At 46.7% G+C, this 19,605-nt stretch carries 19 protein-coding genes; 1 reads left to right on the top strand and 18 read right to left on the bottom strand.

Going from position 1 to position 19,605, the window contains the following annotated elements; translation table 11 throughout:
* Positions 1–10 precede the first annotated feature (10 nt).
* Genes rlmH through leuS form a run of 7 tightly spaced genes read right to left on the bottom strand, consistent with a single transcriptional unit; the run spans position 11 to position 7,011 of the window.
* Entirely contained in the window at positions 11–481 is a 471-nt protein-coding gene (gene rlmH, locus HRR27_RS10585; RefSeq protein WP_173273633.1) for a 23S rRNA (pseudouridine(1915)-N(3))-methyltransferase RlmH, read from the bottom strand.
* Between the two features lie 12 nt (positions 482–493).
* Positions 494–856, bottom strand: a complete 363-nt coding sequence (gene rsfS, locus HRR27_RS10590; RefSeq protein WP_341829814.1) for a ribosome silencing factor — start codon at positions 854–856, stop codon at positions 494–496.
* A gap of 28 nt (positions 857–884) precedes the next feature.
* Positions 885–1,529 (bottom strand): nicotinate-nucleotide adenylyltransferase, encoded by a 645-nt coding sequence (gene nadD, locus HRR27_RS10595; protein WP_173273635.1) that lies wholly within the window; start codon positions 1,527–1,529, stop codon positions 885–887.
* A 1-nt stretch (position 1,530) separates the two neighbouring features.
* Positions 1,531–2,784, bottom strand: a complete 1,254-nt coding sequence (locus tag HRR27_RS10600; protein WP_173273637.1) for a glutamate-5-semialdehyde dehydrogenase — start codon at positions 2,782–2,784, stop codon at positions 1,531–1,533.
* 20 nt (positions 2,785–2,804) lie between these two features.
* The gene (gene holA / locus HRR27_RS10605; RefSeq protein WP_173273639.1) at positions 2,805–3,851 is read right to left on the bottom strand and encodes a DNA polymerase III subunit delta; all 1,047 of its coding nucleotides are present in this window, start codon (positions 3,849–3,851) and stop codon (positions 2,805–2,807) included.
* Positions 3,852–3,857: 6 nt separating this feature from the next.
* Positions 3,858–4,406 carry an LPS-assembly lipoprotein LptE gene (locus HRR27_RS10610; RefSeq protein WP_173273641.1) on the bottom strand — a complete coding sequence of 183 codons (549 nt, stop codon included), beginning with the start codon at positions 4,404–4,406 and terminating at the stop codon, positions 3,858–3,860.
* A 4-nt stretch (positions 4,407–4,410) separates the two neighbouring features.
* Complete coding sequence (gene leuS / locus HRR27_RS10615; RefSeq protein WP_173273643.1) at positions 4,411–7,011, bottom strand: leucine--tRNA ligase; 2,601 nt, start codon at positions 7,009–7,011, stop codon at positions 4,411–4,413.
* Between the two features lie 147 nt (positions 7,012–7,158).
* On the opposite strand from leuS, the gene HRR27_RS10620 reads away from it, so the two are divergent.
* Positions 7,159–7,548: a zinc ribbon-containing protein gene (locus HRR27_RS10620; protein ID WP_173273645.1), complete on the top strand. Its 390-nt coding sequence runs from the start codon at positions 7,159–7,161 to the stop codon at positions 7,546–7,548.
* A 47-nt stretch (positions 7,549–7,595) separates the two neighbouring features.
* On the opposite strand, the gene lnt is transcribed toward HRR27_RS10620, so the two are convergent.
* The 11 genes from lnt to HRR27_RS10675 all read right to left on the bottom strand — a co-directional run bounded on the left by lnt (position 7,596) and on the right by HRR27_RS10675 (position 19,592).
* Positions 7,596–9,131 carry an apolipoprotein N-acyltransferase gene (gene lnt / locus HRR27_RS10625; protein WP_243830826.1) on the bottom strand — a complete coding sequence of 512 codons (1,536 nt, stop codon included), beginning with the start codon at positions 9,129–9,131 and terminating at the stop codon, positions 7,596–7,598.
* A 79-nt stretch (positions 9,132–9,210) separates the two neighbouring features.
* On the bottom strand, positions 9,211–10,080 hold the full coding sequence (locus HRR27_RS10630) for an HlyC/CorC family transporter (protein WP_173273647.1): 870 nt from the start codon (positions 10,078–10,080) through the stop codon (positions 9,211–9,213).
* Positions 10,081–10,127: 47 nt separating this feature from the next.
* On the bottom strand, positions 10,128–10,607 hold the full coding sequence (ybeY, locus tag HRR27_RS10635) for an rRNA maturation RNase YbeY (RefSeq protein ID WP_173273649.1): 480 nt from the start codon (positions 10,605–10,607) through the stop codon (positions 10,128–10,130).
* 1 nt (position 10,608) lies between these two features.
* Positions 10,609–11,649, bottom strand: a complete 1,041-nt coding sequence (locus tag HRR27_RS10640; RefSeq protein WP_173273651.1) for a PhoH family protein — start codon at positions 11,647–11,649, stop codon at positions 10,609–10,611.
* A 105-nt stretch (positions 11,650–11,754) separates the two neighbouring features.
* Complete coding sequence (gene miaB / locus HRR27_RS10645; RefSeq protein ID WP_173273653.1) at positions 11,755–13,182, bottom strand: tRNA (N6-isopentenyl adenosine(37)-C2)-methylthiotransferase MiaB; 1,428 nt, start codon at positions 13,180–13,182, stop codon at positions 11,755–11,757.
* 186 nt (positions 13,183–13,368) lie between these two features.
* Positions 13,369–13,977 (bottom strand): prepilin-type N-terminal cleavage/methylation domain-containing protein, encoded by a 609-nt coding sequence (locus tag HRR27_RS10650; RefSeq protein ID WP_173273655.1) that lies wholly within the window; start codon positions 13,975–13,977, stop codon positions 13,369–13,371.
* 250 nt (positions 13,978–14,227) lie between these two features.
* Positions 14,228–15,310, bottom strand: a complete 1,083-nt coding sequence (locus HRR27_RS10655; RefSeq protein WP_173273657.1) for an ATP-binding protein — start codon at positions 15,308–15,310, stop codon at positions 14,228–14,230.
* Between the two features lie 176 nt (positions 15,311–15,486).
* Positions 15,487–16,110, bottom strand: a complete 624-nt coding sequence (locus HRR27_RS10660) for a response regulator (protein WP_173273659.1) — start codon at positions 16,108–16,110, stop codon at positions 15,487–15,489.
* A 67-nt stretch (positions 16,111–16,177) separates the two neighbouring features.
* The gene (locus tag HRR27_RS10665; RefSeq protein ID WP_173273661.1) at positions 16,178–17,767 is read right to left on the bottom strand and encodes a type II secretion system protein; all 1,590 of its coding nucleotides are present in this window, start codon (positions 17,765–17,767) and stop codon (positions 16,178–16,180) included.
* A complete protein-coding gene (locus tag HRR27_RS10670) occupies positions 17,764–18,621 on the bottom strand; it encodes a prepilin-type N-terminal cleavage/methylation domain-containing protein (protein ID WP_173273663.1) in 858 nt (285 codons plus the stop codon). Before HRR27_RS10670 ends, HRR27_RS10665 begins: the two co-directional genes overlap by 4 nt.
* Positions 18,612–19,592 carry a hypothetical protein gene (locus HRR27_RS10675; protein WP_173273665.1) on the bottom strand — a complete coding sequence of 327 codons (981 nt, stop codon included), beginning with the start codon at positions 19,590–19,592 and terminating at the stop codon, positions 18,612–18,614. Before HRR27_RS10675 ends, HRR27_RS10670 begins: the two co-directional genes overlap by 10 nt.
* Positions 19,593–19,605: the final 13 nt, after the last annotated feature.

Raw genomic sequence — 19,605 nt, forward strand, 5'->3', positions numbered from 1 at the left:
AAGAACATTTTCACTCGCGGTGATAAGGATGGTTATTGATGACCGACCAAGCCCGATAGATTTGTTCCGCCACCAAAATGCGCACCATCGGATGGGGCATCGTCAGTTTGGACAACCCCCATTTCCACTGCGCTTGTTGCAACAGCGACTCATCCAAACCGTCTGGACCACCAACAATTAGAGCAACGTCTTGACCACCGCCAAGCCACTCCTCCATTTTATCAGCAAGCCCTTTAGTGGTTACCTGCTGGCCATGCTCATCCAAGACAATCAAACGCGCACCTTTCGGCACGGCGTCCAAGATACGTTTGGCTTCTTCGGTTTTCATTTTATCGACAGAGCTGCTTTTGCCACGATTGGCCATCGGCAGTTCAACCAATTTTAAACTGCACGCTTTAGGCAGGCGTTTGGCATATTCTTGATACCCTTCTTGCACCCACTTCGGCATTTTTTGGCCGACCGTAATAAAGTGAATAACCATAAATTACCCTAGTTATTCAGCTGCCGCCTCGGTCTGTCCCGCTTTAGGTTTAATATCCCAAAGTTTTTCCAAAGCATAATGCGCGCGCGCCGACTCGGTCATAATGTGCACAATCACATTTCCCAAATCGACTAGAACCCAATCCGCTTGTGGGCCGCCTTCAACGCCCATCGGCGGCTCACCGGCTTCTTTAAACGCTTTTTCCAAATGCCCGCCCATCGCACGCACGTGGGTAGTTGAGGTTCCGGTGCACACAATCATCGCATCGGCAAAGGAACTGACCCCTTGAATATCAATCACTTGAATGTCACGCCCTTTGCTGTCATCTAAAGTACCGACCGCTAATTCTTGAATCTGTTGTAACGACATCGTCATTGTAGTTTTGTTCTCCTGTCTTTCGACCTTATTGCTCGTCCGGCTGAGCGCGGTACAAAGCATACTTTTGAATGTATTGATTAACCCGAAAAGGGGTTAAATAGTCCGGTGGAATGCCCTTTCGGATATCCGCACGGATCGCCGTCGAACTGATTGCCAATTGCGTAATTGGCAACTCCATTATCTGTCCATATAATTGGCTAAATTGCGTCACCGCCCGTTGCTGAAAAAGACGGGCTTCCTGACCAGCAAATCCCAAATTGTCACCTGGTCGGTGCATCACCACCAAATTCGCTAACTCTAAAATCTCTTGCCATTGATGCCATGTGCAAAATTTGCCGTAAGCATCCATGCCCATCATCAGCACCAAACTGGTTGAGCCATCCGCATAATGCGGTTTTAACTGGCGCAAAGTGTCCACCATAAAAGACGGACCACCTCGCTCAATTTCAATGGTGTCTAAAAAAAACTGCGGCTGCGCTTCAATCGCCAAAGCAATCATTGCGCAACGCTGCTGCGCGGAAACACTTGGCGTGCCACGATGCACTGGCTGATAACAAGGCACAAAACGTACCTGCTCCATACCCACTTTTTGCATCACCTCTAAGGCGGCGCGCAAATGCCCGTAATGAATCGGATCAAAAGTCCCGCCATTAATACCGATAAAACGCATTTTACTGACGAATATGACCGTCGCCCAAGACGATATACTTTTGCGACGTCAACCCTTCCAAGCCAACCGGACCACGGGCGTGAAACTTATCGGTACTGATACCGATTTCCGCCCCCAAACCATATTCAAAGCCATCCGCAAAACGGGTCGAAGCATTAACCATTACTGAGCTGGAATCCACTTCTGCCAAAAAACGGCGCGAGGTAGAAAAATTTTCAGTGATTATCGACTCCGTATGGCCAGAACTAAACTGCGCAATGTGATCCATTGCCGCGTCAACATCCGCCACCACACGAATCGACAAAATCGGCGCCAGATACTCCGTTGCCCAATCTTCTTGCGTGGCGGGCTTGGCATTAATCAACGCACAGGTCTGCGCACAACCGCGCAACTCAACCGCTTTCGTTGCATAAAGCTCAGCCAATTTCGGCAAAATTTCAGCAGCACGCGCCTCGGCAATCAACAAAGTTTCCATCGCATTACAAACACCGTAACGATGTGTTTTTGCATTAAACGCCACATCCAGTGCTTTTTGCGCATCGGCATCCACATCAATATACACATGGCAAATGCCATCCAAATGTTTGATGACCGGTACGCGCGCGCCTTGTGAAATGCGCTCAATTAAGCCTTTACCGCCACGTGGAATAATCACATCGACAAACTCCGGCATCGCAATCAAATGACCGACTGCCGCACGATCAGTGGTCTCCAAAACTTGCACAGCAGTGGCCGGCAAACCGGCAACTTCCAATCCAGCAGCAATACATTTCGCCAACGCTTGGTTGGAGTATTTGGCCTCCGAGCCGCCGCGTAAAATAGCCGCATTGCCGGATTTAAGACATAAAGCCGCCGCATCAACCGTCACATTTGGGCGCGACTCGTAAATAATCCCAACCACGCCCAATGGCACGCGCATCTTACCCACTTGAATACCGGACGGACGAAAAGACATATCGGAAATTTCACCAACAGGGTCTTGCAACGCTGCAATTTGGCGTAAACCTTCGGCCATACCGGCAATCACTTTATCGCTTAACGCTAAACGGTCCAGCATGGCAGCATCCAAACCACTCTCTTTACCGGCCGTTAAATCTTTGGCATTTTCTGTTTGTAAAATCACCGCTTGCTGCTCAATCTGCTCAGCAATCGCCAAGAGAGCTTGATTTTTCATACGTGTATTGGCGCGCAACAACTGGCGCGATGCGGCGCGGGCTTTCTGCCCCAAATCCATCATGTACTGTTCAATATTCATTTTTAAACTCATTTATTCGATTAGGATGCGATTTTTATCACTAATGCTTTCAATGCTGCCCAAACTTCAGGGTCGCTATTATTGGCATCGATGCCTTTAATTTTCAAATCCACTTGCAACGCCACTTGCAAATACGTCTGCCAAGCCGTAGAACTTTGTCGCTGTAATGCCTGACGATATTGCGCCTGATTGACCTGCCAAACACCGCACTGTTTAAATGCCTGCCCCAAAGAAGCTTGCTGCGCCAACAGCTGTAATTCAGTCAAAACGCGTAATTCTCGACTGAGTAGCCATAAAATAATTGGCGCTTCAATCCCCTCTTGCCGCAATCTTTGCAGAATCTGCAACGCACTGCTGCGCTGACCTTTGAGCATCGCTTCGCTCAAAGCAAACAGTTGATAATGCGCTTGATCAACCACATTTTGCAAAATCATCTCAGCATCCACCGCCTGCAAAGAACCTTCGTTTGGCGGTAATAACAACGACAACTTAATCAACTCTTGATCGGCGGCCAATAAATTCCCTTCGGTACGTTCCGCCAATAAACTGGCCGCTTCTTGAGTCAGCTGCAAGGCGTAGTTTTGCGCCCTTTGCGCCACCCATTGCGGCAAAGCATCTTGCGCTACCGGCTTGGTTTGCACCACCAAACCAGCCGCCTCAATCGCTTGGACCCATTTACTTTTTATCTGCCGACTGTCAAGTTTTTCACAAAACAGCAAAATCACCATTTCGGGATTCGGTGCAAAACGAGCGTGATATTGACAAAACTGCTGAATGAAATCGCCACCCTCTTTGCCCGGCGAACCTTTAGGCATATTAACCACTAAAAACTGACGCTCGGCAAACAACGAACCCGACTGGGTTTCCATCTGGAGTGCCTGCCAATCAAAACCGGCGTCAACCTCGAAAGTTTCACCGCCGATAAAGCCTTGCTGTTTAAGACGTCGTCGCAAAGCATCGCCGCAATCGCGCAGATACAATGGTTCCTCACCATAAAACAGAAAGATCGGCGTTAGCGCAAACTGCGCCGTTTGCACTTGCTTTAAAAACGCGGGAGCCGGAATCAAAACCGCTTACCAACTCAACGATTGCAAACGGCGCACAATCTGCTCGGCAATATCTTGCGCCATCAACTGGTTAATTTCGTACAACTCTTGATTGGCCGCCATCAACCCTTGGGGGTCAAGTTGACGATCACGATAAGCAAAAGCCTCGTCACTCAACAAGCGCTCTCCCTTGATATTCAAGACCTGATAGGGCTGCACCCAGCGGATAAACTCCGCCGTGGTTTCACCGATTGCCGACACAGCCGTACGTTTCTGCTGCTTTTTCGTCCCTTCAAGCACTAAAAACAGCTCTTGCCGCATGTCTGCCTCGTTCGCGGTAGGCAGAGACACAATCACCTGCACCGTTTGCAAATCGATTGACTTCGGCAATAAATCGGCAATGCTCTCTTTAATCGCGCCGTCAGTAGTCGCATCAGTACGCAGCGCAATGCTTTGCAACTGCGGATTAGCAAAGACACCCTCGCTACCACGCAGTTGAAAACTGCACGCAGTTAACTGCAGGCTTAACAGCAGCAGTAGCGCCGACCAGATGAATTTTACGCGATGCTGTAGCATTGCTTTACCCTTTTACCACGATATTAACCAGACGCCCTGGAACATAAATTTCTTTGACAATCACTTGGTCGCCAATGAACTTAAGCACCGTTTCATCCGCTTTCGCGGCCGCCAAAATCGCGTTTTTATCCGCATCGGCCGACATTGCAATTTTGCCGCGTAGTTTGCCATTAACCTGCACCATCAATTCGATTTCTGACTTAACCAATGCCGATTCATCAACTTGCGGCCAAGCAACATCGACCACAAGACCGTCTTTGCCTAATGCCTGCCACAAAACTTGTGAAAGATGCGGCGTCATCGGTGACAACATCAAAACCAGAATCTCAATCGCTTCTTGCATCAAGGCACGGTCGCTGGCATCGGTCGCATTAAATTTATTCAATTCATTTAGCAACTCCATACAAGCAGCTATCGCGGTGTTAAAAGTCATGCGACGCCCCATGTCGTCATACACTTTTTGCAAAGTTTCATGCAATTTCAAACGCAACGCCTTGGCTTCTTTGCTCAAATCAGCCGAACTCGTGCACGCCACTACGGCACCATGTTCAAGATGACCATGCACTTGACGCCACACACGGTTAATAAAGCGCGAGCAGCCTTCCACGCCTTTGTCCGACCACTCCAAGGTTTGCTCTGGCGGAGCGGCGAACATGATGTACAGACGTAACGTATCCGCGCCATATTGTTCGATCAAGGTTTGCGGATCGATACCGTTGTTTTTCGATTTCGACATTTTAATCACGCCGCCATACTGCACTGGCGTGCCATCGGTTTTTAACTTACCGCCAATCACCGTGCCTTTTTCGTCCAACGTTGGTTCAACATCCAGAGGCGAATACCATGTTTGTTTACCAGAGGCATCTTGGTTAAACCAGCTACTGGCCAAGACCATACCTTGCGTTAACAAGTTTTTGAATGGCTCATCAGATTTAACTAAGCCTTCGTCGCGCATCACTTTATGGAAGAAACGCGCGTACAAAAGATGCAAAATTGCGTGTTCAATCCCGCCGATATACTGATCAACCGGTAACCAATGATCGGCGCGCGCATCCAACATTCCAGTAGTGCAATCACGCGAGGTATAACGTGCGTAGTACCAAGACGATTCAAAGAACGTATCAAAGGTATCGGTTTCGCGTTTTGCGCGGCCGCCACACTGTGGGCATTCGCAGTTTTTAAATTCTTCTAATTTTGCCAGTGGCGAACCAGCTCCATCAGGAACCAAATCTTCTGGCAAGCGAACTGGCAACTGATCTTCTGGTACCGGCAAAACACCACAAGCCGGACAATAAATCGCCGGAATCGGACATCCCCAATAACGCTGACGCGACACGCCCCAGTCACGCAAACGGTAGTTGGTTTTCTGCTCACCCAGTTGCTTTTCGCTCAACACCTTAGCCATCGCTTGCAGTGCTTCATCCGACTGCAAACCGTCAAACTGGCCAGAATTAAACAGCACGCCTTTTTCGGTCATCGCCGCTTCGCTGACATCCACACAGCTCTCGCCTAGCGGTAAAATCACTGGATTTATTGCCAAATCGTATTTCTTGGCAAACTCAAAATCACGCTGGTCGTGCGCCGGCACCGCCATAACGGCACCCGTACCGTAACTCATCAACACAAAGTTGGCCGCCCAAACCGGAATGATTTCGCCGGTAATCGGGTGGCGCACGCGCACGCCGGTATCGACCCCTTTTTTCTCCATGGTTTCGATATCCGCTTCGGCCGTAGAAGTGTGCGTACACTCTTGCATAAAGTGCTCTAAAGGCTCGTTATGAATCGACGCCTTATGCGCCAACGGATGATCCGCAGCGACCGCTAAGTAACTCACCCCCATAAGGGTGTCTGGGCGCGTGGTATACACTTTCAAGAATTGGCCGTCTTTGCCCTCAATCGGGAAGGCTATTTCCAACCCGGTCGATTTACCAATCCAGTTACGTTGCATGGTTTTTACCTGCTCCGGCCAACCGTCCAATTGATCAAGGTCTTGCAACAGCTCTTCGGCGTAATCGGTGATCTTCACAAACCACTGCACAATCTCTTTTTTCTCAACCGGCGCGCCAGAACGCCAACCTTTACCATCAATGACCTGCTCATTAGCTAAAACACACTGGTCAACCGGATCCCAGTTCACTTGCGACATCTTGCGGTATACCAAGCCTTTTTTCATCAGCTGAGTAAATAACCACTGCTCCCAACGGTAATACTCCGGATGACACGTCGCCAGTTCACGGCTCCAATCAAAACCCAACCCCAAAGACTTAAGCTGGTTGCGCATATAGTCAATATTCGAATAAGTCCATTCCGCCGGCGCACGATTGTTCTGCATAGCGGCATTTTCCGCCGGAAGACCGAAAGCGTCCCAACCCATCGGTTGTAAGACGTTTTTTCCCTGCATTCGCTGAAAACGAGAAATTACGTCACCTATGGTGTAGTTACGTACGTGCCCCATATGCAATTTTCCGCTTGGGTAAGGAAACATCGACAAGCAATAAAACTTCTCTTTGCTGTCATCTTCTTGCGCGACAAAAGTCTGATTGTCGTCCCACACTTTTTGAATTGTGGCTTCCAGTTTTTGAGGTTGATATTGCACATCTGCCATGGCTGTTCTTTAAGTCCTTTAACCGAGTTTTATTGCGCCACAACAAGCCCGATATCGGTTATCTTGCGGATGGCGAAAAATTCGTTGCTAACAAAAAATAATAAGTTCAGTATTATATGGGAATCGTTTCTAAAACTGGGAGAAAAAATGCGTGTCAATAAAATGTTAAAAGCCTACCGCACCCTATTCAACTACGCCAAAGAAAAGGCCTATATCGCCGAATATCAAACTTGGCAACATTTGGGCCATACCATCGAGAAAGCGGAACAAGTCGAGCACGACCTGGCTGAGCTAAGTGCAAAAGAGTTTGCTCAAGTACAACGAGACCTGCACACCGACATGATGCAATTGGCGGAATACTTGGCGGATGTTCAACAAGGGGTCAAAGAATTTTTAGACATGGACCTGCCGGTACTGGAAAAACTGCTGATCGACAAAGCGATGAGCCTAGCAGACCCGACCGAAATCACCGTATTGCGGATGCGCATCGCGGCCGCCATGGACGATGAACACCCGATGTTTGATAAACCGCACTAAGATGACAGCGCTAAGTTTGAGATTAGCACATTAGGTTATTTATTAGCCTAATGACGTCTTAACAGCAAACGGCCACCCAGCGTAAAGAGCAGAATCAGGCCTATCAGCAGTAAAATCGGCAACCACTGCCACTGCGCATAGGGCGTCAAGCCTTGATAAGGTTGAATTTCGCCGCGTAGCACCGCCAATTGATAAGGGGCAACCTGCGCTTTAATTTGGCCATCCACGCCAACAATCACGGTAAATCCGGTATTGGTGGCGCGCGCAATTTCGCGACCCAATTCCAAAGCACGCATTTGCACATCTTGCAGCTGCTGATGCGGCTCTAGGGTGTGCGCAAACCAGCCATCATTTGACACGGTAATAAAATATTCCGCCACCGGTAATTGTCGCGCCAACTCTTCTCCAAACGCCATTTCAAAACAGATACTCAAGCCCACCTGATGATTGCCAATTTGCAACGGCATCTGACTGGCATCACCATGACTAAAAAACGAAAACGGAATATCAAACAGCTTGGCAATCGGCGCAAAGAAAGCATCAAACGGGAAATATTCGCTAAACGGGACTAAATGACGCTTATGGTAACGCTGCTCTAAATTTCCGAGATTGACCAATGCGTTATAGACCGCATCACCGTTTGGATCGCCATCAACCACGCCGACAAGAATGTCTTTTTTAAACAGTTGCGCATCACGAATAAACGTTTGCAAAGCGCCTTTCTCAACAACAGCTAAATAATTCGCAACCGCGGTTTCCGGCCAGACAATCACATCCGCGTCCAGATTGGCTTTGGTCAGTTGGGTATAGCGCTCCAGCGATGGCACTAAAGCTTGCGTAGTCCACTTAAGCTGCTGCGGCACATTACCTTGCACCAAAGCAATGTCCACCGGCTTAGCAACTGGACTGACCCACTGAATCTGCTGCAAAAGACCGCCACTCGACCAGAGCAGACAAATCACTAAGCTACTCAAAACCCACGAGCGTTTTAAATACAACAGCGCCAGCGCACCAGCACTGACAGCGACCACCCAGCTAACACCCCAAACACCAAAAATCGGGGCATAGCCATCCAACCAAGAATGCAGGTGGCTCACACCAATTAACAAGAACGGGTAACCGCCGAAAAGCGTCCCGCGTAGCAATTCAAACAACACCCATACAACCGGAAACAACCCCAGCATAGCCAAAGTACGACTGCCTCGCAGTTTCACCGCAAAATAGCCCGCTGCCGTTAAAAACAACGCGTGATAGAGCACCCAACTTAAAGTCAGCAGCACCGCAATTGGCAAGACAACACCGGAATACACATAAATGCTTTTAAACAACCAACTCAGACCAACCCCAAAAAAACCTAGGCCAAAGTACAAGCCAAGCTTGGCACCATCTTTAGCGGTGGGCGACTTTTGCCAAAGCACAAATAAGCCCGCCAACGTAAGCAACATCACCGGTGCAATCGCCAAAGGGGCAAAAGCACTGACCGAAACCGCGCCTAATAAAAGCGCAAGCCAATGGGATTTATTCGGTTTAAAGCGCGCTAAACCGCTTGTTATAGCCTGCCAAGCTCGGGTTAATTTGTTCACGTGATTCTCTATTTTCAAATTCCATAAAAAAGGCTAGAGATTGCCTCTAGCCGTTTTCATTTATCGATGCTTGGCTGGCTTAGAGCGCCTGCTGCACTAAGCCTTCCTCACCATCGACTGCTGCGGATTTTGCCGGACGCACTTCAAACAATTCAGCACGACGTTCACTGGCCTTAACCACCCGGATGACAATACCATCCACAGCAAACTCTTCGGCCACCGCTGGTACATGGCCAAACTGAATAGCCAAAAACCCACCAATGGTCTCGGTCAAGTCCTCATCCAACTGCACTTTAAAGAAACGGTTAAATTCATCCATTGGCGTAAACGCACTCACCGAAAATATTTCTCCGGTACGTTTCTGAATGTTCGCGCTCTCTTCTTCATCATGCTCATCTTCAATGTCACCCACAATTTGTTCGATAACATCTTCGATGGTCACCAATCCAGCCAACTCGCCGTATTCGTCCACCACCAACGCCATGTGATTACGACTCTCTTTAAAATCGCGCAACAACACATTCAAACGCTTACTTTCTGGCACAAAATTCGGCTCACGATAAATTGCCTGCAAATCCTCTTTGGTATTGAGCTCGCCCTTAACCACCTTACGGAACACATCTTTAGCGAGCACCACACCAACGATTTTGGTGTCATCAATCACCGGATAGCGCGAATGCGAGCTTTCCAACATATCTTCTAAAATACCTTCCAAAGGTTCGGAAGCGTCAATCAACTCAATCTGTGGGCGCGGTACCATAATATCGCGCACGCGCGATTCGGAAACCTCTAACACCCCTTGAATCATCGCCAAAGCATCAGCATCAATCACACCATGGTGATGCGCTGCACGCATCATTTCGACTAAATCTTCTCGGCTCTCCGGCTCGTCAGAAAACACTTTGCCCAGACGGTCTAACCACGAAGAGCCGCTACTACTGTCACTCATTAGTGAAATATTATCCTTTTATTAATCAAATAAACGCTCTACGCAAGTTACATTTCATCTTGCGCATAGGGGTCATCAAACCCCAAAGCGTGCATAATGTCACGTTCAAGATTTTCCATCTCCAACGCTTCAACTTCTTCTATATGGTCATAGCCTTGCAAATGCAAGGTGCCGTGCACAATCATGTGCGCCCAATGCGCTTCCAGCGGTTTGTTCTGTTCGCGTGCTTCATCGGCAACCACATCCGCGCAAATTACCAAATCACCCAAATAGGGCAACTCTTCGCCCAACTCCAACAAACCGGGCGGCTGCTCAAACGGAAACGACAACACATTCGTTGGTTTATCCATGCCGCGATAGTCGTTGTTTAAGGCCTGACTTTCAGCGCCATCGACAATACGCACCACCATTTCTACCGTTTGGTAAGCATGGTCATGCTGCAAAGCCGCCTGCACCCATTTTTCGCACTGCGCTTGAGTGGGCATGGCTTGCGGCTCAATGGCCCATTGCAAATCGATTTCTAACATACTAAACTCCGCGACAAGAGGATGAAACTGGTGGGGTTGCGTTTAAATCGGCACTCTTTTTTTGTTGTGCGCGCTCTTTATCTTGTGCTTGTTTACGGTCGTAACGATCATACGCATGAACAATTTTTTGCACCAAGCGATGACGCACCACATCTTGCGTCTGATAAAAGGTAAATCCAATACCCTCCACCCCATCAAGCACTTCGATCACATGGCGCAAACCGGATTTTTGGCTACGCGGCAAATCGCACTGGGTAATGTCACCGGTAATCACCGCGGTCGAACCAAAACCAATGCGTGTCAAAAACATCTTCATCTGCTCAGTGCTGGTGTTTTGCGCCTCATCCAGAATAATAAACGACTCGTTCAGCGTACGCCCGCGCATAAATGCTAAGGGGGCAACCTCAATCACATTTTTTTCCATTAAGCGCTCTACGGTCTCAAAGCCCATCATTTCAAACAGCGCATCAAACAGTGGACGCAGATAAGGATCAACTTTTTGAGTTAAATCACCCGGTAAAAAACCGAGTTTTTCTCCGGCTTCGACCGCTGGGCGAGTCAGAATAATGCGCCTTACCTTTTCGTTTTCCAACGCCTCGACGGCACAAGCGACCGCCAGATAGGTTTTTCCTGTACCGGCCGGACCTATGCCAAAGTTAACATCGTGACGTTGAATCGACTGAATATAATCGGCTTGATTTTTATTACGCGTTTTAATGGTTTTACGGCGTGTCTTAATCAACGCCTCATCCGCTAACGCCTGCGCTTGGTCATGACCAAACTGATGCAACACCAAATGCACCTTTTCCGGCATCAAAGTTTCGGCAGCCGTCAGACGAAACAATTCACGCACCACCTCTTCGGCTTTATGGATTCGCTCCGCCAAACCGGTAATCGCAAACAAAAAACCACGGTGATTGATTTCCACACCAAGACGCAATTCAACTTGCCCTAAATGCTCGCTTTGCCAGCCGCATAAATTTTGCAGGCGTTCATTATCTTCCGGCGCAAGCCGAAACTGAATAGTGTGCAGAGTTGTCAAAAACCGACCTCTTGGTTAAAACATAGCATAGGTTAGAAAAAAACAACGCCCAAAGGCGGGCGTTGTTAACTTGAATAGACTTATTTAATACGGATTTAGCACAATTTACAAGGCATGAAATTGTGACACGCCAAACTTATCCGCTTCCGGCGTGGCCACAATCACCCCTTTTAAAGAATTGGCAAACGCTTCGGTAATTTTGACATCCACAAACTGACCAATCAAATCCGGTGAACCTTCGGCATTCACCACGCGGTTGTTTTCCGTACGGCCGGCGATTTCGGTAAACGAATTACGCGACAAACGCTCCACCAGAATACGCTGCACCGTGCCGACCATCGATTCGGAAATCTCTGCGGTCTGCTTATTCAACAGCTCCTGCAAATGATAGAGACGACGTTTTTTCTTATCCATCGTTTCATCATCTGGGTAAGATGCCGCCGGCGTTCCTGGACGCGCCGAATAGATGAAACTAAACGAACGGTCGTAGTTTAACTCCTCCACCAACTTTAAGGTCTCCTTAAAGTCGTCGCAGGTCTCGCCCGGAAAGCCGACGATAAAATCGCCCGACAAACTTAAATGCGGACGAATCTTACGGATTTTACGAATGGTTGATTTGTACTCGATCGCCATGTGATTGCGTTTCATCATCGCCAAAATGCGATCAGATCCGGTTTGGATTGGCAGATGCAGATGCGACACCAACTCAGGCACTTCCGCATAACAATCAATCAGCGACTGGGTCATCTCGTTCGGGTGCGAGGTGGTGTAACGAATCCGGTCGATGCCGTCGATGGTGCGCATTCCATGAATCAACACCGCCAAATCAGCAATTTCACCGTCCGCCATCGTGCCGCGATAAGCATTCACATTCTGCCCAAGCAGATTGATTTCACGCACACCTTGCTCGGCAAGCGTACGAATCTCGCGCATGACATCTTCAAACGGACGACTGACTTCTTCGCCGCGGGTATAAGGCACCACGCAGAAGGTGCAATATTTCGAGCACCCTTCCATCACCGAGACCATCGCCGATACACCGTTGACTTCCGGCTCCGGCAAGTTATCGAACTTCTCGATTTCCGGGAAAGAGATGTCGATAACCGCCTTTTTCTTCTTAATCGTCTCATCGCCGCGCATACGTAACGCTTCATCAATCATTGCCGGTAGACGATGCAGAGTTTGCGGGCCGAAAATCACATCCACACTGGGCGCACGCTGACGGATGACATTGCCTTCCTGTGAAGCCACACAGCCACCAACACCAATGACGCGGTTCGGCTTTTTCGCTTTCCATTTCGACCAACGACCTAACTCGGAGAAAACTTTCTCTTGTGCTTTTTCACGCACCGAGCAGGTGTTCATCAACACCACATCGGCGTCTTCCGGGTCTTCCACCAAGGCTAAACCGTAAGTTTTTTGCAACAGACTCGCCATCTTGTCCGAATCATACTCGTTCATCTGACAGCCGTAAGTAATCACATACAGACCGCCCTCAAAAGGCGAACCATTGGCAGAAGAAGCTTGTGACATGCAATACTCTCGCGTTAAACACCCGCCAAACCCCTGACAAGGCTCGCTAGGTGACTGAAATTACTAAAAATTTTAAGGTCGCGTATTTTAACACAGAGTCTCCGCAAGATTGCAGTGCTTTTTTCAAGACAATAAAAAACCCGCCGGAGCGGGTTATTTATTACCTAACATATTTGTAACATTAAATTAGTATTGAATGCAAAGTTCTCCTGCTGCAACTGGAAATGGAGTCGTTAGAGCAGTTCCAGTAGCAATAACATAATAAATTGCTCCAGATGTTGCTTTAGTATCATCAGACCCAAGACCATCGTCATATCGAGAGTCAACTAGACGCATTTGTGCTTGATCCAAACCTTTTTGACAAATTACTAACCCACCAGTAGCCGAAAAAATCGTGATATCGCCACCAAAAGAATTAATAGGAGCATCTGTCCCTGAACCTGACATAAATCCAGTACGACGCAAGTGATCCCAAGCCTGCACACCCTCTGTTGTGCTGATAACACCATCACCATTACCTTCAGTTACATCTGCGCCTGTGTGACCATCTGCGTCTGCATCATCCCCTGGTAGTGAACGAAAACGATCCTGATAACCAAGAACTGCTGCAGAAATACCATCCGAATCTGTTTTAACAGCTTTAAGTTTAGTGTTTTCAATCAATTCCTGCCCTTTAAGTACACCACCTAAAAGCAGACCGATAATGACCAGTACGATTGCGATTTCAACAAGTGTGAAACCTTTTTGTGCTTGGCGTTGTTTACGCTTTGCGATTAATTTTTCAATAGAATTCATATGCTCTCTCCATCTTTTTTATAAACCGTGACCGCTACCATAGTAAACAATACTTACCTGAATGTACCGATTACTAACACTAAGTCTGCTTTCTATTTAATAGAGATAGGTAGGTAAAAACAAGAGCACTTTTGGGGTAGTTGCAAAGAACTTAACTGATATTAAGTAATTGTAAATTCACCCGCAAAAACGGCATTCATTCCAACGGTATAGCAACAATCATTTAATTGCTGCAGATATAACACACTTATCACTCTAAGCGCTCTTTAGGCACGCTGATAACAAAACCAAAGTGCTGGCTGGTTTGGTGGAATTTAATTTCACCGGCAACCTGCTTTAGCAGTTCGCGCGCTAAAAACAATCCCAAACCCAAGCCACTTGCGCTGGTTGTCCAAAAAGGCTCAAACATCCGCTCTGGATGCAGCATTAAACCGGGAATGTTGCGGTTTTGAATTTGAATTTCAACTTTATTGGGCTGGGCGTTATCCGCAACATAGATTGTTAATTCATTGCCAACATTGTGGTCGCGAAAATTGCCCAGCACATTTTTAAACACCTCTAAAAGCAACTCTCGGCGCATCACCACTTCTGCAGAGCCCAGCACTTTACAAGGCAGGTCAAACATCTGTACCACTTCTTTAAGCACTTCCGTGACATCAAACGTAGTCTGTTTTTCTTTCGACAGACTGGGGTCTTTCATGGTTTGAATCGTTTTTTGAGCGCGTTCTGCCATGGTTGGCAAGGTCTTTTTTAAACGCGCGACTAGACGAATTTTATCCTCGTCCGATTCGATACGCTCCACTTGCGTACTGAGCAAGCTAATAAACTGGGCGATGTTCTTAATCTCATGCTGTACAAACATCTGATAACGCTCCAAGCGCTTTTGCGTAGAGGTAACCTGCTGTTCTTTGAGAAGAATGTCTTGTTCCAAAATATTAAAAAACGTTTGTAGCACTAAGTTGTGCATAGTGCCGACACGAGCCACTTTGCGCGGCAGACGTAAAACCACGTCAAACGCCATTTGACCATGTTCAAACTGTTTGTATTCTTGAATGGAATGACTTTCTGTCGGCTCGCCAAGCTGTATTTGCTTATCTTCACCAAACCAGCGGATTTTGGCCGCTATTTGCTGCACACCAATGGCGTGCAACACGGGCCAAGCCTTGCGAAAAAAGTTAATCGCATCATGTTCGAGCTTGTGATTTAAGGCGTGCAGCTCGCTCAATGCCAAACTTAAACGACGCGTATTACGCACATAAAAAAAGCCGACAAGAGCGCTGCCGGAAAGAATAGCGGTAGCAACTACCGCACTGACAATTTCGAATGAGGTCACGGAAAAAGCTCAAATCAGAAGCATGGTATTCTTTTAAGAAAAACCAAAACAGATTTTGGTATCCATTGGTATGCAAAAGAGAGACCGCGAACGCTTAATAGCCACGCAATGACCGGCATTGCGGGAGCGCACAGCAATCTAATTCTTAAATTGAACCCTATTGCTAATCTAGGGAATTACTGCCCTTCATACTCTGGGCGCTCAATATTGTATTTTTTAATTAGATAATAGACGTTTTCACGCTTTAATCCGAGACGACGTGCGGATTCATGCACATTGAAATTCGTGTCTGCCAAAATTTGACGCAGCATTTTCTCTTCCGCTTGATTACGCACCGGCTTCACGCCTTCGCCAATCGGGGCATTAATCTGCATTTTTTGAATACCTTCATCGGTACGCAATTTTTGATTTTGTTGGTAGAACAACGTGGCGCGCTTTACCGCTAAAACCAACGCAGATTCACTTATCGGCTTTTCTAAGAAATCAAAAGCCCCCTCTTTCAGTACTACATACGAAGTTGCCTGCGCATCTTGCCCAGTTAAAACAATAACCAATGTCATCGGATGGTAAATCCCAATCCAATTCAATACATCAACACCTTCTTTAGTCGTGTGCTCATGCGGCGGCATACCCATATCCAATACGACGATTGGGTATTCAAAATTTTCAAACGCTGCTTTAGCGGTTGTTTGTGACTCTGCCTCGTCTACTTCATACCCTTCTGACTCTAAAGCAAAAGCCACCATCCCACGTAATGCAGGATCATCATCTACTAAAAGAACTTTTAATGATTCGCTCACACGAACTCTCCAAATTTACGTATTTCTCGCCAATAGTTTAGCTTTATATTCAATGCATGCAAGATTTTTAGTCTTTAAGCTGGATAATACTGAAATTTCTAAACTTCCCAGAATTGTCCGAGATGCTTTCGTTAATTAACGCCTCAAATTCTGCAACAGTCATATTTTCAACTTCAATCGTATTATTGCCCGACTCTCCATCAACAATAGCATCATCGCCAAAAGACAAATTACCTGAGGCAGCAGTAAAGCGCATCGTATCGTTACCGTCACCCATATCAATCTCTCCATTCATTACTGAACCATGGAACGTTAAGGTGTCATTATCACTCTCTTTGTTATCCTTACCACCAGAAGAGACTGTCGCACCATCCTGAATGGTTCCATAAATATCAATAGTATCGTTACCATCTCCGGCATCAAAGGTGCCGGAGACACCACTTTCTATAATCGCGATATCAGAGCCCGTACCCAAAGTAACGACACCAATAATAGACCCTTCAACGGTTAAGCGATCATTGCCATCGCCTAAATCGGCGTTACCACCCGAAACCACACTGCCTTCAAGATACAATCGATCGTCACCGTCTTTTAAATTAACCACCGCAGACAAATCACCAGCCTCGGCACCGTCGCCATCAATAACATCGCCATTTTCATCTTGCTTGGCTCCGATATAGAACGAATTATCCTCACCATTACCAACGTTCAAATCGTTTGCATTATCGACATTTCGCAAATAGATAACCTCATAACCAGCATAACCAGGGCCTGTCGGCTCCAACGTCAAACCATTTAAACGATCTAATACTTGCTGTTTGATTTCGTAAGCAGAAATAGTGACCAACTGATCGTCATACTCGCCACTGGAGAAATAATTTTTTAATAAGTACAGGTCGCCATCGCAATTTTCTTGATCACGTGCGCTCCAGTTATTGCTATTGCACTCTGCAAGCCCTTGTCCAGAACCATTTTCATTAAATGCCACTATCACAGCTGGGATATCTTCGACTTCAATCTGTGTTGCATCGGTCGCCGCAGAACAACTGTCAGTGGTATTTTTACAGATAACATAATTCTTGTCCGCGGTTGCGGGAACTTGACTGGTTGGAGGCGTATCTAACCCAAATAACGGCAATGTAATCGCAATTTTAAAATTAGATGGTTTGGCTGTATTGGCATCAGAAGCGACTAATTGATTGGCAAAATAACTCGGTTCAAACCGTCCATACAACTCTTCTGCCGTGGTGCCGGTTACAGCAACCATTTGCGCTTGACTGGTTACATCAAGCGTAACACCATAAGCAAATACGTTCCCGTAGTCATCACTCGAATCCGCGCGAGAGCGCCCTATGTCAATATAGGGCACTGTTCCGATCGCTGAAGCGCACGCTTTAGAATCTGCATCACGATTTTCTCGACCATCCCCATCAGTATCCGGACAAGGCATATGATAATTCACCATAACAAAGTCAAGAGTGGCACGTTTGGTAAGCTGCAAGTTATTCATCGTGTGATTCTGCTTGACGTTATCTAAATAAGCGCCAATAGAAGAGACACCAGCACCGAAAATTAAACCAACAATCACTAACACAATGGCGATTTCAACTAAAGTAAAGCCCCGTTGACACCTAGCTTTCAAGACTTGAACGCTCATTTAAATCTCCTTGAGGCAACCATCGCTTTTTTTGCCTGAAATAAGGTTATCGGTACAAGATAATCGCGATCTAAGCCTTTTTGCGTTTTTATAAATTCATCATCGCCATCACAATTTTCTTTTTCATTGCTGTTTAAGTCAGAGGGGCAGTTGGCATTATTTGCCTGATCGCCATTTGCCCCCCATGAAATGACCACAGCTAAAACGCCTGTATCTTCAATCGTACCCGTAACGTCATCTAACTTTACTTCGAGGGCATCGGTTGTTGGTGTATAAAGATTTCCATAAGGCGAATAATTCCCATTAAGGGTTGCACCAATCCAAGTACCGCCGTTCGGACATAAACCGAGATCATCGCAAGCCACTTCATTCGTTGAGGTGCAGATTTGCAAGCCTGCATCTTCTAAAACACCAGAACGCCCAAAAAAACTCGCTGACTCGCAAACATTAACCGTTTTCGTTGTATCTGAGGCGGATGCAATAACCTTGTAAAAATAACCATTACCCCAAGCATCGCTCGATTTTGTGCCCAATTCATTGTAAGGCAGACCACCCGAATCCGCAGAACAGACATCACTGACAGCAGACAACGGTGTGGTTTTTGATGGATTTTCATAACCATCACCGTCAGTATCAGGACATGGAAGACGAAAGTTAACCGCTACATAAGTTTCCATCGCATCTTGAATAAGTTTATTTTCATAAATCTGCTGGATGCGGTGATCCGTTTCAAAAAACAATTTAAACACCCCATTAAATATAAGCAACAATATGCCGAGTATGACAATTGCCAAAGCCAATTCAAGCAGTGAAAATCCACGAATCAAAACACGCTTAGAAATACTCAACGGCATACACCAACTCCCCATTGATACCAGCTAGTGTCAGCCCCCCCCCAATAAAACCAGTTTTGAGATAATTTCCACTGATCAATTGTATCTGTACTCGGTCCGTAAACTGGATCGACACTGCCATCACCATCATTATCTTGATAGTCTGCGTAATCCATTACAAACTTGGATTTTTCCCGACAAGTTCTACGCGCCATCAAGGGTAACCAATGTTGCTGATAATTAATCGCGACCAACTTATCAATGGTTGGGTCTTCGGAAGTAATGCTGCTATTGGGAATAGAATAGAAAAAATTTGAGCCACTTATGGTCAACTCATTTAAGGCATTGTCGCTTCCAGGATCAACAATAAATGCGATAAATCCACCTGAACCGTTCAGAGTTAATCCTGCTTCACCATCCGCCTCTGCTTCTAACTTCGAAACGGTTAAAGGGGCAAACAAGCCATCTTCATCAATTGCCGTTGCAGCATCATCAGTAAAATCAAGACTCGGCAAAACATAACGCTTATCAACATAATAAAGATATTTTTTTTGCGCTGCGAACGCCATTGTTTCTGACGCATTTGTGTTGGCCGTGACTCTGGGTAAATAACCCGACAACAGTAAGCTAGCATCCCCCGTACTGCAATTATTCCAATCTGCTAAACCATCAGGCGTCGTCCCGCCCACCCCATCAGGACAAGGAAAGTATCCAATTCCAATCGGCGGTTTTACCGTCGCCGTCAAATTTTCACCATGATAAAGTTCAGGAGTTAAAGCAGCAAATTGCAACAAACGGTCTTTAGCTTGATTTAATTCGATAAAATTGGCTTCAATCGCTTTATTCTTGAAAGTACCAATAATCGAGCCTTGCTTAGATGACAACCAAAGCACTGCAATGATGGCAATAACCACAATAATAAGAATGATTGCCACACCTTTTTGACGGTGGGGTTTATAAAGCTTAGGTGTTATGGACTTGAAAGAATGCATAAAAACCACTGAT

Origin of the sequence: Thiosulfatimonas sediminis (assembly GCF_011398355.1) — a bacterium.
Taxonomy (GTDB): Bacteria; Pseudomonadota; Gammaproteobacteria; order Thiomicrospirales; family Thiomicrospiraceae; genus Thiomicrorhabdus; species Thiomicrorhabdus sediminis_A.